The organism is Mucilaginibacter sp. P5_A6, assembly GCF_056400585.1.
The window spans coordinates 107,018-125,648 of record NZ_JBFUKZ010000016.1 but is presented as its reverse complement, the minus strand read 5'-3'; the positions used below and the strand labels follow the sequence as shown (position 1 = coordinate 125,648).

Annotated in this window: 14 protein-coding genes; 7 read left to right on the top strand and 7 right to left on the bottom strand. The window is 42.8% G+C overall.

Translation table 11 applies throughout. The features are described from left to right. Positions 1-321: 321 nt before the first annotated feature. Positions 322-2,976: an alanine--tRNA ligase gene (gene alaS, locus AC1DO4_RS17365; protein ID WP_477418052.1), complete on the bottom strand. Its 2,655-nt coding sequence runs from the start codon at positions 2,974-2,976 to the stop codon at positions 322-324. Between the two features lie 124 nt (positions 2,977-3,100). On the opposite strand from alaS, the gene AC1DO4_RS17360 reads away from it, so the two are divergent. The 6 genes from AC1DO4_RS17360 (at position 3,101) to AC1DO4_RS17335 (ending at position 9,596) form a co-directional block, all read left to right on the top strand. Continuing rightward, positions 3,101-3,322, top strand: coding sequence for an addiction module protein (locus AC1DO4_RS17360; RefSeq protein ID WP_477418050.1), 222 nt, complete (start codon positions 3,101-3,103; stop codon positions 3,320-3,322). A 207-nt stretch (positions 3,323-3,529) separates the two neighbouring features. Next, positions 3,530-3,970: a hypothetical protein gene (locus AC1DO4_RS17355; protein ID WP_477418048.1), complete on the top strand. Its 441-nt coding sequence runs from the start codon at positions 3,530-3,532 to the stop codon at positions 3,968-3,970. An 89-nt stretch (positions 3,971-4,059) separates the two neighbouring features. Further along, on the top strand, positions 4,060-4,395 hold the full coding sequence (locus AC1DO4_RS17350; RefSeq protein WP_477418046.1) for a MerR family transcriptional regulator: 336 nt from the start codon (positions 4,060-4,062) through the stop codon (positions 4,393-4,395). Between the two features lie 429 nt (positions 4,396-4,824). Continuing rightward, positions 4,825-6,936 carry a ComEC/Rec2 family competence protein gene (locus AC1DO4_RS17345; protein WP_477418044.1) on the top strand — a complete coding sequence of 704 codons (2,112 nt, stop codon included), beginning with the start codon at positions 4,825-4,827 and terminating at the stop codon, positions 6,934-6,936. A 66-nt stretch (positions 6,937-7,002) separates the two neighbouring features. Further along, positions 7,003-7,647 carry a DUF4412 domain-containing protein gene (locus AC1DO4_RS17340; protein ID WP_477418042.1) on the top strand — a complete coding sequence of 215 codons (645 nt, stop codon included), beginning with the start codon at positions 7,003-7,005 and terminating at the stop codon, positions 7,645-7,647. A 68-nt stretch (positions 7,648-7,715) separates the two neighbouring features. Further along, positions 7,716-9,596, top strand: a complete 1,881-nt coding sequence (locus tag AC1DO4_RS17335; RefSeq protein WP_477418040.1) for an LTA synthase family protein — start codon at positions 7,716-7,718, stop codon at positions 9,594-9,596. Between the two features lie 67 nt (positions 9,597-9,663). Here AC1DO4_RS17335 and AC1DO4_RS17330 read toward each other — a convergent pair whose 3' ends face one another. Genes AC1DO4_RS17330 through AC1DO4_RS17315 form a run of 4 tightly spaced genes read right to left on the bottom strand, consistent with a single transcriptional unit; the run spans position 9,664 to position 12,951 of the window. Continuing rightward, positions 9,664-10,269: a hypothetical protein gene (locus AC1DO4_RS17330; RefSeq protein WP_477418038.1), complete on the bottom strand. Its 606-nt coding sequence runs from the start codon at positions 10,267-10,269 to the stop codon at positions 9,664-9,666. A gap of 2 nt (positions 10,270-10,271) precedes the next feature. Next, complete coding sequence (bioA, locus tag AC1DO4_RS17325) at positions 10,272-11,537, bottom strand: adenosylmethionine--8-amino-7-oxononanoate transaminase (protein ID WP_477418036.1); 1,266 nt, start codon at positions 11,535-11,537, stop codon at positions 10,272-10,274. After that, the gene (locus AC1DO4_RS17320) at positions 11,534-11,977 is read right to left on the bottom strand and encodes an NUDIX domain-containing protein (protein ID WP_477418034.1); all 444 of its coding nucleotides are present in this window, start codon (positions 11,975-11,977) and stop codon (positions 11,534-11,536) included. The genes bioA and AC1DO4_RS17320 overlap by 4 nt, the downstream gene beginning before the upstream one ends. Next, on the bottom strand, positions 11,977-12,951 hold the full coding sequence (locus AC1DO4_RS17315) for a cation diffusion facilitator family transporter (RefSeq protein WP_477418031.1): 975 nt from the start codon (positions 12,949-12,951) through the stop codon (positions 11,977-11,979). The genes AC1DO4_RS17320 and AC1DO4_RS17315 overlap by 1 nt, the downstream gene beginning before the upstream one ends. Before the next feature lie 90 nt (positions 12,952-13,041). Here AC1DO4_RS17315 and AC1DO4_RS17310 point away from each other — a divergent pair, with 90 nt between their 5' ends. Further along, positions 13,042-14,235 (top strand): pyridoxal phosphate-dependent aminotransferase, encoded by a 1,194-nt coding sequence (locus AC1DO4_RS17310; protein WP_477402323.1) that lies wholly within the window; start codon positions 13,042-13,044, stop codon positions 14,233-14,235. Positions 14,236-14,411: 176 nt separating this feature from the next. On the opposite strand, the gene AC1DO4_RS17305 is transcribed toward AC1DO4_RS17310, so the two are convergent. After that, positions 14,412-14,975 (bottom strand): hypothetical protein, encoded by a 564-nt coding sequence (locus AC1DO4_RS17305; protein ID WP_477418029.1) that lies wholly within the window; start codon positions 14,973-14,975, stop codon positions 14,412-14,414. A gap of 419 nt (positions 14,976-15,394) precedes the next feature. Next, on the bottom strand, positions 15,395-18,574 hold the full coding sequence (locus tag AC1DO4_RS17300; protein WP_477418027.1) for an efflux RND transporter permease subunit: 3,180 nt from the start codon (positions 18,572-18,574) through the stop codon (positions 15,395-15,397). Positions 18,575-18,631: the final 57 nt, after the last annotated feature.

Here is an 18,631-nt window from a genome sequence, read left to right as displayed (position 1 = left end):
TTCCCGGTTGCCGCGTCGCGCTCGTATGTATTTTAACACACTCATACCTCACAAGATTGCGAGTACCGAGTGGCCCAGCGGAAAAAACAGTAATGACATGTATGGATACCACAACCGCCTCCTGATCGTCATTGCGAGGAGGTACGACGAAGATAACCGACCGCAGGGAGCACATTAATACCTAAAACAAAAACACAACATTGATAATCCCCAAAATACAGATCGGATTTGCACAGTTACTCTGTAAGTTGGGGATTGCTTCGTACCTCGCAATGACGGGGTTGTTGTTGTTGTTGTTGGGGATACCTCGCAATAATATTTTTAAATAAAAGTCTTCGCCTTTGCCAAAGCATTATCCAACCCGCTTACGTCACTACCACCAGCAGTTGCAAAAAATGGCTGACCGCCGCCGCCGCCTTTTACTTCTTTGGCCAGTTCTTTTACAATGTTACCGGCATGCAGGCCTTTTTCCTTTACCAGGTTTTCGGCAATCATTACGGTGAGGCTCGGTTTACCGTCGAAATCGGCAGCAAGCACCAGGAACAGGTTGGGTACAATATCTTTTAACTGGTAAGCAAGGTTTTTTACCGCCTCTGCATTTGGCAGGGCCACTTTTTGAGCTATAAAGTTGATGCCATTTATAGCTTCAGCTTTCTGAGCCAGCTCATTTTTTAAGCCTGATGATTTTTCAAGGATCGATTTCTCGATCTCCTTTTTCAGCTTGCTGTTTTCATCCAGCAGGCTTTCCACGCTTTTTGACAGATCTTTTGGATTTTTAAGCAGATCCTTCAGCTGGTTAATTAGCAGGCTTTGGTTGGTGATATAAACCTCGGCAGCTACCCCGGTAATAGCCTCAATACGGCGAACCCCGGCGGCTACAGCGCCTTCGGTAATAATTTTGAAGAAACCTATCTGCCCGGTAGCCTGTACGTGCGTACCGCCGCAAAGCTCCTTGCTAAACTCATCTTCGAAGGTAATTACACGTACATACTCGCCATATTTTTCGCCAAACAGGGCGGTTACACCGCTGGTAATGGCCTCGGCATATAATACACTACGTTCTTCTTTCAGTGGAATGTTTTGACGTACTTTTTGGTTCACGATGGCTTCTATCTGCCCCAGTTCCTCATCGGTAACTTTGGCGAAGTGCGAAAAATCAAAACGGAGGTAATCGCTATTTACCAGTGAGCCTTTTTGATTAACGTGACTGCCCAATACCTGCTTCAAAGCAGCATGCAGCAGGTGCGTAGCCGAATGGTTGGCATTGGTTTGCCCGCGCAAAGCAGGATCAACAATTGCGGTTAAGGCATCGTCAATATCCTCGGGCAGCTCATCTACATAATGAACCGTCAGGCCGTTCTCTTTTTTAGTATCGGTTACTATAACAATTTCACCATCAGGGAAAACAAGTTCGCCCCTATCCCCTACCTGGCCACCGCTTTCGGCGTAGAAAGGCGTTTTATCCAGCACAATCTGGAATTGCTCTTTTCCTTTGGCTGTTACCTTGCGGTATTTCACCACATGTGCAACAGTTTCTGTTTCATCGTAGCCGGTAAAGATGGAGGTTTCGTCATCTTTAAGGGTGATCCAATCTTCTGTATCAACTATTGATGCCGCGCGTGAGCGAGTTTTTTGCTCCTGAAGTGCTTTTTCAAAGCCGTCAATATCCACAGCCCAACCTTTTTCCCGAGCCATTAATTCAGTTAAATCAATTGGAAAACCGTAAGTATCTGATAATTCAAAAGCAAGTGCACCTGATAAGATCTGCGTTTTATCACCACCCCAAACTGATTCACCCACTATATTATTATTTAAATATTGTATTCCTTTTTCAAGTGTTTTTAAAAATGATGTTTCCTCCTCCAAAATCACCTTCTGCACAAAATCTTTCTGGCTGTACAAATTATCAAACACCCCTTTAAACTGCTTAGCTAATAGAGGTACTAACTGATTGAAAAACGGCTCTTTAAACCCTAAAGTTTGATAGCTGTAACGCACGGCACGGCGTAAAATCCTGCGGATAACATAACCTGCTTTGTTACTTGCCGGCAGCTGCCCATCGGCAATGGCAAAGCTGATGGCGCGGATATGGTCGGCTAATACACGCATGGCTACGGCCTCGTTCCAGCCGGCATCGCCCGGTTTGGCGGCGCTGTTGTAGGTTTTGCCGCTCTTTTCAGCAATGAACTGGATCATCGGCTGAAAAATGTCGCTATCATAGTTAGATGTTTTACCCTGCAGCACCCGCACCAAACGTTCAAAGCCCATACCTGTATCCACATGTTTGGCTGGCAATGGCTGCAACGCGCCACCTTTTAAGCGGTTAAACTGCATAAATACGTTGTTCCAGATCTCAATCACCTGGTCATGGTCGGCATTTACAAGGGTTGCTCCGCTCACTTCAGCACGCTCGCTATCGGGGCGACTATCGTAATGAATTTCTGAACACGGGCCGCAGGGACCTGTTTCGCCCATTTCCCAAAAGTTGTCCTTTTTGTTTCCGGGGAGGATGTGGTCTTCGGCAACAAGGGCTTTCCACAGGTCGTAAGTTTCGGTATCTTTTTCAAGGCCATCCTTTTCGTCACCTTCAAAATAGGTAACGTACAGGCGGTCTTTAGGTAATTTATAAACTTCGGTCAACAGCTCCCAGCTCCAGGCAATGGCTTCTTTTTTAAAGTAATCGCCAAAGCTCCAGTTACCCAGCATCTCGAACATGGTATGGTGATAGGTATCAATGCCTACTTCCTCCAGGTCGTTATGCTTGCCGCTTACCCGCAGGCAGCGTTGGGTATCGGCAACGCGGGATGCTTTTGCAGGTGCTTCGCCCAAAAATATATCTTTAAACTGGTTCATCCCCGCGTTGGTAAACATCAGGGTTGGATCGTTTTTTATTACAATTGGGGCAGAAGGAACGATGATATGTCCTTTGGAGACAAAAAAATCAAGAAAAGCCTGGCGTATTTCGGTAGCTGTCATAGTATATTATAATTGTAATATCGAAAACAAAGTTGAAGTGCAAAAGTGTGAATTTTTGTGTAGTAATGTATAGTTATATGAGATGAATTAAGCGTAATTGAGAAAATAAATATTAATTTTGATTATGGAAACGCTGAAAATCGAATTTGAAAATGAACAGGAAAAAAAAGTACTTTTAGCCTTTCTTGATAGTTTAGGTTATCAATACGTGATAGATATTGAAGATGATCGCGTATTTACCGATGAGCATGCCCAGGAAATAGCCCGACGCCAGGCCGATCTTTTAAGCGGCAAAACCTCATCCCTCCCCTGGAGCGAAACCAGGAAACGGCCTGAAGATGTTTGAACACACCTTCCAAATACACACCCTATTTCCAAATACACACCCTATGTTTTTGCGATCCGTCAGCCGACGGAGGCAATCGCGAACACGGCAAAATCCGCCCTGCATCATCCACGGTCGCTTCGTAACCTATAATGGAAATAACAAGCGGTTAAAAATCATATCGTTCCATGTCGATCCAAAACATTTTATAGCAAGTAAATAAAAAACATGACAATAAAACCTCTGCCCCTTATTATCACAATCGGTTTAACCTTCTTCATAACTTCATGCACAACCTATTATATACCTGTTGATAGTTTCAAACAACAGCTGCCAAGTCTGGAAAAGTCTAAACCATTACGACAGGTTACCACTATAGACCCCTGGGGATATAAAACAACATATAGTACTTACCCAATTGACTCGATAAAATGTGTTGACAAGAATGGGAATCCGTTTTTATTAAAAAACGGACCATCGTTAGAAATACGTTTTACAGATAATAACAATAATAAAACCACCTTTTATTTTGATCGTGTTTATGTAGTAAGGGATTCAATTACAGGCCTCCGGTCACATATTTTTTCAATAAAAAAGACGATTCCGTTAAACACAGTGAAAACAATTGAGATACAAGATGGTCAAAAAAAATTCAGGTATGTTAAGTAAATATAGCACCCGAGGCACTCCTGCACTATTTTGACAAAAAATCCGAAATCGAAAATCCCAAATCCAAAATCAAAAGAATACCTTTGCATATGCCTTATAAAGACCGCGAAATAAGCAAGATGTATTACACCATGGGCGAGGTATCGGCCATGTTTGATGTGAATCAGTCGCTTATTCGTTTCTATGAAAAGGAGTTTGATGTACTGCAGCCCAAAAAGAACAAAAAGGGCAACCGCTATTTTACCCCCGATGACATCGAAAATTTCAAGATCATCTTTCACCTCATCCGCGATAAAGGCTACACCCTAAACGGCGCCAAAGAGCATCTTAAAAACAACATGAGCGATACGCGCGAAAACCAGCGTGTTATCGATTCGCTCGAAAACATAAAAAAATTCCTGCTCGAAGTGCGCGACCAGTTGTAGGTACGGGCTTTATATAAAAGCTAAAAGCAGAATGCAGAAAGCTAAAAGCCAATACTCTGATTATCAATTAAATTTTTTTTAGTTTTCAACGTAGAGACGCATAATTGCGTCTCCCGCGTGCAAATCACACATGCAAATTGGACTTGCAAATCGGCCTCGCAAATCCTGAATGTCCTGCGGGAGACGCAATTATGCGTTTCTACAACAGCCCCATTTGCAGCAATGTCATTACTGTTTTTTCCAGCTTAGCCGGTGGGTTCCTCAATGATGGCTGGATATGTGTTTCATGTTGGCGCTTTTGCCCTGCCGGCGCAAGCTTAATATCCCCTTTAAGATCATCTCCATAATTATTCCCTGAGTCAATTTATTTTATCACCGTTGTTTGTGGTATCCGCCTAAAACATATCTTTATTGCTTGCTATTAAATAAATGATCGCGAATCATAAAGGCGAGGTCCCTTTTGTTGTATTGCTCCTGCCCTTTTTATTGGGGATAACCTTAGGGATTAGCCTTATAACGGCTGCATACCTCCCCGTGCTTTGGGGTGTTTTTGGCGGCTCGGGGATCGTATTTATCTTCCTCAATTTAACCTATCAGCGTTTTGCTGTTTACAAACTGCGCTGGCTGGGCGGTTTGCTGATGAGCTTTATTTTACTTTCGGCCGGGTGCATCAGCGCAATCAATTATAACGAGCTGACGAATGAACATCATTTTTCAAGATCGCCCGCGCAATACCTAACAGTAAGAATCAATAACGAGCCCCAACTTAAAAACGGACTCATAAGATTCACTGCATCAGTTCAGCATAATATCAACTATAAAAAAGCCACCGGCACTAATGGCACCCTGCTTATTACCATAAAAGACAGCGCAGCCATAAACCTGCAATATGGCGATGAGGTGCTGATCCCGGCCAAATACAACGCCATCGATCCACCGTTTAATCCGGCTGAGTTCAACTATAAAAAGTACCTGGCGAATCAAAATATTTACTACCAGGCATTTTTATACCCCGGCATGTATCGCGTAATAAAACACGATGCGGGCAACCCGCTTATTGCCTTTTCGCTGAAGCTGCGGCAGCAAATGGTGGTAAAATTCCGCAGGCAAATGCATGATCCGGGCGCTATCGCCGTAGCATCAACCCTAATATTAGGTTACAAAGCCGACTTGAGCAACGATATTTTGCAGGCCTATTCAAAAACAGGAACCATCCATGTATTGTCGGTCTCGGGCGCGCATGTGGCTATTATTTACTTGTTGCTGCAATGGGCGCTGGGCTTTTTAAATAATTACCGGTATGGCAGGCATATCAAAGCGGGCATCATTGTGGCGCTTATCTGGTACTATGCCTTGCTCAGCGGCTTTTCGCCTGCGGTTTGCCGGGCGGCAGTGATGATCAGTATGGTTATTATAGGTAAAACCTATGCCCGGTACATTAATATGCTTAATATACTGGCCATATCGGCGTTTATACTGTTGCTTTATGATCCGCTTTTTATAAGCGATGTAGGCTTTCAGCTCTCATACCTTGCTGTTGCAGGCCTTATAGTTTTACAGCCCATGGTATACCAATGGGTGGAGTTTAAAAACAAATGGGCCGATAAACTATGGGCCATCTGCTCGGTATCCATAGCAGCACAGGTGATCACCTTCCCCTTAAGTGCGTTGTATTTTCACCAGTTCCCGGTTTACTTTTTGCTCAGCAATTTGCTTATCATTATCCCCACCACCATTATCGTGTACAGTGGCATTGCCTATCTTATGTTTTCGTGGGTTCCTATACTGTCAAATGTATTGGCTTACTTACTGGAGACAACCATCCTGTTCATGAACAAAGCGCTGGCCATAATTGAACACGCTCCGTTTGCCGGCATCAGTAAAATATGGCTAACCACCCCCGAGTACCTTTTACTTTATATCATTATGATCAGCCTGTTTTATTTTTTGTATGATAAAAAATCATGGCTGATAAAGCTGGCTATGGTTGGCCTGCTGTTGCTTTGTATCAGCATCAGCATAAAAAAATACCGCGCCCAAACTACCAGCTCTATAGCTTTTTTAAACCTGCGCAAAAACACAGGGATAGTACTTAAAAGCGGAAACAGCGCCGTTGTATTAACCAACCTTGCCGATACCGACCGGAATTACAGTTATTCGGTACAACCATACCTGGATAGCACGCAGGTAAATGATGCTACAATTATCAGCCTAAACCAAAATATCAGTTTACCTTATTTAAAAAAACAAGGCCCCATTGTTCAGTTTTATGATAAAAGAATAATTATATTTGATAAGCGATTACAAAACCAGTTATTACCGCAAAAATTAAAAACCAATTACCTTTATATCACGGCCAACCCGCATTTAAGTTTATTTGAAATTAACAGATCATATGAGTACCAGGTACTTGTAATTGATGGCAGCAACAGTAGCCAAACCATACGTAAGTTTGAAGACGACGCAAAACGTTTGCATGTAAACTATAAAATATTAAAACGTAACATTTCATTAATAACATTATCTAATTACCAACATTAAACTAAACACCAATAAATTTGTCTTCTATTAAAAAACAGGTAAATTGGTATTAATCAAACAAAAAATATGAGCATAAAATTTCTAAATGTTGCCCTGGGTTTGGCCCTTACCGCAACCGCTATGAGTGCAAATGCACAAAAAAAATACACCGAAGGTGTAGTTGACTTTACCACATCAATGATGGGGCAGCAAATACAGGCCAAAAGCTATTTCAGAGCCGATTCAAACGCGTTTGCTTTTTCAAATGGCCCGGCTAATATCAAAATCCTGACCGATGCAAATGCTAAATCAATGGTAATATTAGTAGATGTACCTGTTGCAAACATTAAAAAAGCAGCAGTGGCCAGTCCTGATGATATTGAACAGGCAATTGCTGCTATGCCGCAATTTACTTTTGCTCCCGGCACCGAAACTAAAGTGATCTCGGGCTTTAACTGTAAAAAAGTGGTTGCAACAGATTCAAAAACCAAAAAAAGCTATGATATATGGATTACCAATGATATCGAGATTCCAACAACAGGCGTTGCAAAATATTACGCTGGTATTGGTGGTTTCCCGGTTCAGTACACTTCATTTAGCCAGGGACAATCAACCGAGGTTACTGTAAAAAGTGTAACCGAGCAAAAAGTACCTGCAGGTACATTTGGTATCCCTTCTGATTTTGAAAAGATCACCATGGATGACTTGAAAGCTATGCGCGGAGGCAAATAAGCTTCTTCATTAACTATTCATTAAAGGTTTCTTAACATTGAGGTTAAAGTACTATTTTTGTACCCCTTATGTTAAGAAACCTTTTTAGCCTGGTCAGATTTTTTGTTTTCTGGATATTGTTTTTTGCAATAACCCGGGTTACATTTGAATTGTATTTTCTGCCTAAACTTAAAGAGGCCGGTTTTAGCGAGATCCTGCAAACCTTTTTCTACGGCCTAAGGCTTGATGCATCGGCAGCGGCCTATATCTGCGCTATCCCTCTCCTGGTATTTATTGTTAACTGGTGCATCCCAAAATCGTACATCAAACCTGCCTGGCTTAAAGTTTATGTATGGTTCTGCCTGTTTTGTATCTCCTTAAATACAGGCCTCAACTTCAATATATTTCGCGAGTGGGGCACCAAAGTTGTATTCAGGGTGTTTAAATCATTATATGATGCGCCATCAGAAGCCTTTGCTTCAACAGGCTCATCACCGGTGGGCAGGTGTATTATTATCTGTTTGATATTATTGGCATCGGGCATATTGCTATCCAATAGGATCATAGATTACAAATTCAAAAAGCCAAAAGTTGAGCCCCGGCTTAAAGCGGTGCTCATTATCCTGCTGGTGTTCTTTAATTTCCTGCTGATGCGGGGCGGAATTCAATCCATACCGGTAAACCAAAACTCGGCCTATTTTTCTGACCATGAATTTCTGAACCAGGCAGCCCTTAATACCGAGTGGAACCTGTTTAATAACGTGGTGGAAAATTTGCGTACTCCATACAACCCATTCGTGTTTATGCAGCAAGGCAGCGCAGCGCAACTCGTTGCAGAAGCTTACAGCGTAAAAAATGACAGTACCATAAAGGTGTTAACCACCAGCCATCCCAACGTGGTGATTATCCAGATGGAAAGCTATACGGCGGATGTTATTGAATCATTAGGCGGCGACAAAGGCGTTGCCCCCAATTTTGAAAAATTCATCAAAAACGGCATCCTGTTCAATAACATTTATTCCTCTGCCGATCGGACCGATAAGGGTATTATATCTATCATGAGTGGTTTTCCTTCGCAGGCTATCCGCACCATTGTTTCGGATACGTTGAAACAGGCTAAACTGCCGGCCATAGCCACAACCTTAAAAAACGCAGGTTATGCAACATCCTATTTTTATGGCGGTAAAAGCAGCTATATGCACTTTAACACCTTTATGAAAAGCCATGAGGTTGAGCATATTACCGATGAGCTGGCCTTTGACAAAAGCCAGGTAAAAACCCAATGGGGCGTGTATGACGACGTACTGTTAACTAAACACTTACAATACGCGCAACACCAAAAACAGCCTTTTTTTACATACCTGCAAACATCAACCAACCACGAGCCCTTCATATTACCAGGGAAAGCGCATTTCCCCAATGAAGATAAGGATGGTGATGCCAGCAACAAGTTCAGGAGCACAGCTTATTTTACCGACTCGTGCCTTAACGCTTATTTTGAGCTGGCCAAAAAGCAGGACTGGTATAAAAATACACTCTTCATTTTAGTAGCCGATCATGGGCATCGCCTGCCGCATAATATATCCGAGGCTTACAATCCTGTAAAATACCATATCCCGCTTTTGTTTTTTGGTGATGTGATAAAGCCCGAATACCGGGGCAAAAAGATTGGCAAATTAGGCGGACAAACAGATATTGCCGCCACACTGTTTGCGCAGTTGAATCTGCCTCATAAGCAATTTAAATGGTCGAAAGATCTGCTTAACCCCAACACCGCCGATTTTGCTTTTTTTAACTGGGATAACGGCTTTTGCTTCATGATGTCGCAGCAGGTAGTATCTTATGATAACTCGGGCAAAAGGATAGTTTATACCGGCAATAAAAACGCTGATGCAAAAGCCACGGATAAAGCGTTGCTATATGGCAAAGCCTTTTTGCAGGAGGTGTATACGGAGTATATGGGGTACTAACTGTCTGAATCAGAATTTCTGATCATTCTGCTCATTCTAAAATTCTGTAAATTCTGATTCAGACGCTTTACTTTAGCGAGTCCCCCAACTGCTCCACCCACATATTAAACAACCTTGTTTCAAACTCAACAGCTTTATTGGCATGTTTTTCCCAATCGGGCGAAAATGTGTGAAGCTGGTTTAGCATTTCTTCCAGGTGGCCTTCTTCTTCCAGGATGATTGATTTTACGTTCACTTTACTGCCTGCTTCGTCAAGGGCGGTTTGGTAAATGGGGTAAAGTTCATCGGCACGTACCTCAATGGCGTATGTTACCAGCAGGTAGGCAGCAAAGCGCAGTTCGGCACCGGTGAGATTCAGCTCGGTTTTCAGGTAACGGCAAACGTCTATATCCAGCTGGTTAAGGTAGTATTTGCTTGAACCAGGGGCAAGCAGGTATTCGGCCGCGTAGGTTGGCAGTTCAACCCCTGTTTTTTCCAGTTGTTTTTTTAGGTAGAAGGCGTGGCGATGCTCTTCGGCGGCATGCTTCAGGATGATATAAGTTACTGTAAGCGGGTCTTCACTTGCCGAGATTTTGCGTGCGCCGGTGTTTTCCATCAGCGATAGCGTGTTTAACCAGCGGGAATGTAGTTCGTTATCGGCTATTATCTGAGGTAAAAGTTTGTTTAACATCATGGTTATAGTTCTTGAAGTGCCTGCTCTATTTTACTGTAAACATACTGCAGTTCATCATCAGTAATGCAATAAGGGGGTAAAATGTAAATTACATTGCCCAGGGGGCGCAGTATAATACCGGCGGCTAAAAAGTAATGGTATAGTTTATCGCGCAGCGAATTAAAGTACGAAGTATTATCGCCCGTTTCCCATTCCATGGCTAAAATAGTGCCGGTTTGCCTTACGGTTTTTATTTTAGGGTGATGTTTGATCTTAGCACCAAATTGGGCATGGGCAGCCGCTATACGCCGGATATTAACTTCCGTTGCTGGTTGCTGAAAAAGATCCAAACTTGCCAAAGCCGAGGCGCAGGCAACTGGATTAGCGGTAAATGAATGCCCGTGGAACAGGGTTTTTAGCCTGTCGTCCGATAAAAAAGCATCGTAGATCTGTTGGGTACAGGTAGTTAAGCCCAGGGCCATAGTTCCGCCGGTTAAGCCTTTAGAAAAACACATGATATCGGGCTGTACATCCACATAATTGCAGGCAAAAGCTTTTCCTGTACGGCCAAAGCCGGTAAATACCTCGTCATCTATCATCAGCACACCCTCTTGCTTGCAATGGGCCATTAACTCATTAAGGTATTCGGCCTCATACATCAGCATTCCGGCTGATCCTTGCACCAATGGCTCGAAAATAAAGCAGGCTAATTGAGATTTGAGATGTGAGATTTGAGATTTGAGGCTTTGGATGTTTTCCTTGTTGGGCGTATCAATAAATTCTACCTCAAACAGCAGGCTATCAAAAGCTTTGGTAAACGCGCTGCGGCCGCTTACGGCCATGGCGCCAAAGGTATCCCCGTGGTAAGCATTGTTAAAGGCCAGGATCCTGGTACGCTGATCGCCTTTATTAAGCCAGTATTGGAGGCACATTTTTATGGCTACCTCAATAGCTGTTGAGCCATTATCGGAGTAAAACGCCTTTTGCTGATTATCGGGCAAAATTGCCAATAAGCGTTCGGCCAGTTCAACAGCGCCTTCATGGGTAAACCCCGCGAAAATTACATGCTCCAGCTTTTGCAGTTGTTCGGCAACTTTTTGGGCAATGTAAGGGTGCGCGTGCCCGTGGATATTAACCCACCAGGATGATACCGCGTCTATATACTGTTTACCCGTTTCATCAAATAACAGCGCTCCCTGCCCCCGCACAATAGGTATGGGCGGCGCGGCAGTTTTCATTTGGGTATATGGGTGCCAGATAACTTTAAGGTCGCGTTCTGTAAGGCTCATAGCTCATCCTGTAAAAGTTCAACTACCCGTTTATCTGTAGGGAATGCAAAATCGGCTATACTTAATGCAGTTAAATTTACCCACCTGAATGACTGCAGTACTTCGCCTTCGCCGTCGAAATCAAAGGCTATGGTTTTGGTGACTAAATCCACAGGGGTAATACTCCTCACCAAATAGTAAACACTGATGACCTGCGAATTGTTAAAGGCCGATTTTACAAAAAAATCTGTTGTATAAAAATGGCTTACAACCTCAATTTCCAGGTTGCACTCTTCCATAAATTCACGTTTTAAGCCGTCAACCAGGCCTTCGCCCAATTCCAGGCCGCCACCAGGGAATTTGGTGAATTGCATACCGTATTCCTGCTCATCGCTTACCAGCACTTCGTCGTTATCATTAAGCAGCAGGCCGTAAACCCTTACATTAAAATACTCTGCCATTATTCAAAGTGTTTTTTGTTGCGTACTACAATATCCATTGTCCATTCAATAGTTTCTGTTTGTGCTTCCGACCGTATAGGACAGTTGGGCATGCTGCAATAGTGGCAGCAATTTGGCAAACATGGATCTGTATGGATAAAAAGTTCGGTTTTTATTCCAAATTCATTATTGATCATTTTATCAACCAGCGATACTTCGGTATGTACCGTGTTCAGGTCGAAATAATTGGGCAGCGTTAAGTGGCAGTCGATATGCAGCTCGTTACCGTATTTCTGGGCGCGCAGGTTATGCACATCTATCCAGGCCTCGCGGCGTTTATCGCTTAAAACTTTTACAATATCCCTTACCACCTGGAAATCAGCTTCATCCATCAACCCCCCTACCGATTTGCGCACCAGTTTATAACTGCTATATAATATATAAATACCAACTAATATTGATAAGGCGCTGTCGAGCCATAAAATGTTGGTAAAATGTATCAGCAACAAACCAAGCACCAGGCCACCGCTGGTTACCATATCTGAAAGCAGGTGGCGACCATCGGCATCCAGGGTAATAGAGTGTAGCCTCTTCCCTTTATAGATCAAATAATAACCCAATGATCCGTTTACAACACCTGTAAGACCGATAATTGTGGCTCCGGTAAGCAAATCGTGGATGTTATTTGGGTAAAATATGCTGTAAACTGATTTAATAATAATGATAACCCCGGCAATGCCAATAAGTGATCCCTCGATGAAAACCGAAAAAAATTCAACCTTACCATGCCCGTAAGGATGGTTTTCGTCGCGCGGCAGCGACGACAGGTAAATACTAAAAAACGCGAAAGAACTGGCTATTACATTAACTATGCTTTCGGCGGCATCTGTTAGTATAAAATTAGATGCGGTTAAGAAGTAGGCACCAAATTTCGCTATCATGAGCACAATACCTGTTATGAGCGAAATTAATATGATCCTTTTTTGTTCCTTCAAAGCAATCTGAATAAGGCGACAAATTTATAAATAACAAGCGTAAGTAGCAGTAAAGTTATTTTCTATATTTGCCCCGATAACATAATTTATATGAGCGCATTAAGTAACCGGATAAATAACTTGTCCGAATCACAAACAATTAAAATGGCCAAAATGGGCCGTGAACTTGCCGCAAAAGGTGTTGATGTGATCAGCCTGAGCTTTGGCGAGCCTGATTTTCATACCCCCGAGCACATCAAGGAAGCTGCTAAACAGGCCATGGATAAAAACTTTACCTACTACACCCCTGTAGCTGGTTATCCCGAACTGCGTAAGGCTGTTGTTGCCAAGTTAAAGAACGAAAATAACCTTGATTATGATGTTAGCCAGATAGTAGTTTCAACAGGTGCCAAACAGGCTATTGCCAACGCGGTATTATGTTTGGTGAACCCGGGCGACGAAGTAATTATCCCTACCCCCTACTGGGTATCATACAGCGAAGTTGTTAAGCTTGCCGAGGGTGTAAGTGTTTTCATCAACACAACTGTTGAACAAAATTTTAAAATTACGCCTGAGCAATTAGAAGCAGCCATTACGCCAAAAACTAAATTGTTTATGTTCTCATCGCCATGTAACCCTACCGGTAGTGTTTACAGCAAGGATGAGCTGGAAGGCCTGGCCAAAGTATTTGAAAAACACCCTCATGTTTATATCATGAGCGACGAGATTTATGAGCATATCAACTATATTGATAAACACGAATCGATAGCCCAGTTTGATTATATAAAAGACCGCGTAGTGATTATCAACGGCTGGTCGAAAGCATTTGCCATGACCGGTTGGAGGATTGGCTACACTGCAAGCAACAAAGAGATTGCTACGGCCTGCGATAAAATGCAGGGACAAATAACTTCAGGAACCTGTTCAATTACCCAACGTGCCGGTATTGCTGCTTATGAAGGCGGCCTGGAAACAGTACTTGAAATGCGTGCAGCCTTTAAAAGACGCCGCGACATTGTTTATAAACTATTGAGCGAAATTGATGGCATAAAATTAAACCTGCCCGATGGCGCGTTTTACTTTTTCCCTAACGTTACCTCGTTCTTTGGCAAAAGCTATAATGGCAAAACAATTAAAGATGCCGATGAGCTAAGCATATACCTGCTGGAGGAAGCTCATGTAGCTACCGTAGGCGGTGATTCATTTGGTGATACTACTTCTATCCGCATCTCCTACGCCGCTGCAGAGGATAAGCTGATAGAGGCTGTAAGAAGGATTAAAGAAGCGCTGGGGAAACTGGTGTAGATGTGCAGATTTCAGATTTCAAATGTGCAGATGAATTAAGCGAATTAAAAAAAATTCGAATTTAAATGCAGCTGAAATTCTGTTAATTCTTAAATTCGAAAAATTCCGGTTCAGAATAACAAAAAGCCCCTCATCATCACGACGAGGGGCTTTTATTATTTAGTGACCAGGTTTTTCTATAAACCAAAACCGTAAGCTATACGTAAACCTACGAGGCCATAGTTATTACCCTGGCCAGAAAAATTTTCATAACGTGCACCAACATCCCATGATTTGGTTGCGTAACCAATGCCGGGAGAAAGAATAAGTTTGGTGTTTTTTTCACCGCCGGCTACTATCGGATGAACTTCAAACCCAGCACCTGCTTCGCCCGACAGATAAAAGCCATCGCTAACAAACGCTTTAAGACCAGCTTTAACCGGGATCATACCAAGTGATCTGGCTTTAAAAGTTGAAGTGGCCGTGCCGGTTGGGGTGGTTACTGTTGAGGTATAAGTTTTACCAAAAAAGTTATAGTAACCAGATGTTAGCGTTAAAGCTACATTGTTATTAACCCCATATTGTAAACGTCCGGTACCACCAAGCTCAAATTTCGAAATATCATGTGCGTTACCTGTAGGTACACCTGCTTCTAAACCAATACCAAAACGTAGTTTGTTGGCGGGAGTAGTTTGTGCGCTTACATTTGTTCCGATGAATATAGCTACAGCTGTACAAGCTCCGGCTATAATTTTTGTCATTGTTTTCATAGTTGTAATTTTTATATAACTCTGCAATTTTTTCATTGCATTGATACCTCCTTTACAAATACTTTGCCATTTTGATAACTTTTAACCCTTGTGAGATTGGCATGACGGTTTAAATACGGAGTTTTATTGTAGTTATTTTAACTAAGTATTTGGCTTAAATATTGATTATCAATATACTTTTTTATTAAAAAATGATATTTACCATTCGTTTTTAGAAATTTATTTAACATCAAATTAATGTACAGAAAAACAGAATGTTGCTTATACAAAAAGTGTCTGCAATTAATGATTTTTGTAGTGTATAGGCTAAAAATTCAATAACTATTGGCATAACGATGAGATACTATGGCTTGCCAAAAACAAAAAAAGAGAAGTTTTCGCTCCTCTTTTTTTGTTTTTATGAACAAGTATTAAATATGCGGGTCATGGTTTGGATCGGGCTTGTAGTTTTTTTCCATTTCGGCCAGTTTTTCTTTGCCATACGCAAACCGGGTAATAGTATAGTATAAAACGGGCACTATAAATATAGCAAGCGATGTGGCCGCAAGCATCCCCCCAAACACCGTCCATCCTATGGTTTTCCGGGCCTCGGCACCAGCACCGGATGAAATCATTAAGGGCACAACCCCCAACATAAATGCCATCGAGGTCATGATGATTGGACGTAAACGCAGCCGTACCGCTTCAAGGGTAGCCTTTTCAAGGTTCATCCCCCTGTCTACACGTTCTTTGGCAAACTCAACTATCAAAATCGCATTCTTGGCCGCCAAACCTATCAAGGTAATTAAACCAATCTGCGCATATACGTTATTGGTTAGGTCGGGCCAGAACGTAAGGAAAAGGATGGCTCCAAATGCGCCTAAAGGCACAGCCAGCAGCACCGAAAACGGAACTGACCAGCTTTCATATAACGCGGCGAGGAAAAGGAATACAAAGCCTATAGAAAGTGCAAAAATGTAAACTGTTGTTGAACCAGACAATAACTCTTCGCGGCTAAGACCCGAAAACTCGTAACCAAAGCCTTGTGGCAGTGACTTGGCAGCAACTTCTTTCAAAGCCGTTATAGCATCACCGCTGCTATAACCGGGCCTGGAACTCCCGTTAATCTCGGCCGACCTGAACAGGTTATAATGTGCAATCAACGGCGAGTTTTCAATAACCTTGTAAGAGGTAAGGGTACTTAACGGCACCATTGTACCAAATGAATTACGCACAAAGTATTGCCCGATATTGCTGATATTACTCCGGTAAGTAGTATCGGCCTGTGCAAGCACCCTAAAGTTTCGGCCGTATATGGTAAAGTCATTAATATAGGTACTCCCCATATAGGTTTGCAGGGCACTGTTAACATCGGCTATAGAAACGCCTAATTTTTTAGCTTTCTCCCTGTCAATAGTTAACTGATAAGCAGGTGTACTCGCTGTAAAAAAGGTGAAGGCCCGGGCAATTTCTGGGCGTTTATTAAGCTCGCCCACAAATGTTTTCAATGTTTTCTCAAACACTTTTATATCACCACCTGCTTGTTTTTCTTCTAATATAAATGAAAAACCACCGGTGCTTCCTAAACCCGGAATAGCAGGCGGCTGAATTACTACCACATTCGCCTCTTTAAACCTGGCCAGCTTTTTAGTGAGCTTGGCAACAAGGGCGGTAATCTGCTGCGATTTTTCCTTACGCTCATCCCATGGCTTAAGCTGAACAAACATGGTGGCGCTATTGGCCTTACTTGCAAAGCTGATAGCGTTCAATCCGCCTAATGCTGCATAATGCGCAATTTCGGGTACGCTATCAAGGGTTTTCATCATTTGGTGCAGCACATCAACCGTTCTTACTGTTGATGAGGCTTCGGGCAGATCATAGGTGATATAAACGCGACCATCATCCTCTAACGGAATAAACCCTGATGGTTTACCCCTGAATAAAAGTATGGTGCCAATAATAATACACACCAGTATAATGACAATGAACTTTGAATTTTTTATGCCTTTATCAACGGTGTTGCGATACCTGCCTGTTATATGGGTGAACCAATCATTAAATACAAAGAAGAATTTGTTGAGCCCTTTTGATTTTTCATCAATTTTATGCGGGCGGAGCAGCAGCGTACACAACGCCGGGGTTAACGAAAGCGCCACAAAAGCCGATATCAATACCGATATAGCTATAGTGATAGCAAATTGCTGGTAAAGCCGTCCAACTATACCGGGCACAAACCCTACCGGCACAAACACCGCAGCTAATATCAAGGCAATGGCAATTACCGGCGCCGATATATCGCGCATGGCATGCTCGGTTGCTTCACGTGGAGACATACCCTCTTCATCCATATAATGCTGTACAGCTTCAACTACCACAATAGCATCATCAACCACAATACCTATGGCTAATACAAAACCAAACAACGTAAGCGTATTTATGGTAAAATGGAGTGGAATAAAGAATATGAACGTACCTATGATAGATACGGGAATAGCCAATACGGGGATAAGGGTGGAGCGCCAGTTTTGCAGGAATAAAAATACTACCACAATAACCAGTCCCAATGCTATAAGCAAGGTTTCTACCACTTCGCTAACTGATACTTTAACTACAGTTACCGCTTCAAAAGGAACCACATAGTCAATATCAGCCGGGAAACTTTTTTTAAGCTGCTCCATGGTGGCGTATACGTTCTCGGCTGTTTCAAGCGAGTTGCTGTTTGGGGCCTGGTACACCAACAGGTACGATGCTCTTTTACCATCAACAAACGAATTACCGGAGTAATTGAATTTACCCAGCTCAATACGTGCTACGTCCTTTAAATGTACAATAGCACCTGTAGCCGGCACGGTTTTCACAACTACATTACCAAATTCTTCGGGTTTGCTTAAACGGCCTTTTACCAGTACAGAATATTCAAAGGTTTGCGCCTTTTGCTGGGGCGTGGCACCAACAGTACCCGGGGCCACCTGGGCGTTTTGCTCGGCCAATGCAGCGGTTACATCGCCTGCAGACATGCCCAAAGCTGCGAGCTTATCGGGGTTAAGCCAGATACGCATACTGAAATCATCGGCACGGCTAACAACATCGCCCACGCCTTTGGTACGTAAAATAGCATCCTTTATAAAAACATTGGTATAATTATCGGTAAAAGTAACGTCATGGCTACCTTTAGGTGAAAACATGGCAACCAGCATTAATATACTGGGATTACGCTTGCGCACAATCATCCCTAAACGCTGCACCTCCTGCGGCAAGGTTGGCAGGGCAATACCCACACGGTTTTGCACATCAAGCGCTGCTATATTAATATCGGTACCTACATCAAAGTTAACAGTCATGCTCATTTGGCCGTTACTGCTGCTGTTACTTTGTAAATAGGTCATGCCGGGCACGCCATTCACTTGTACCTCTACCGGGGTGGCCACGGTTTGCTCCACCGTTAACGCATCAGCCCCGGTATACGTACCGGTAACAGAAACAGTTGGCGGGGTAATATCAGGATATTGCCCGATAGGTAAGCTGGTCATTGACAATACGCCCACAATTACAATCACTATTGAGATCACTATTGCGGTTACCGGTCGTCGTATAAAAGTATCTGCGATCATTCTTTTTATTATTAAGTTTTGCAGGGGTTGTTCCCTGCCACAAGCTTAAATCTCTCT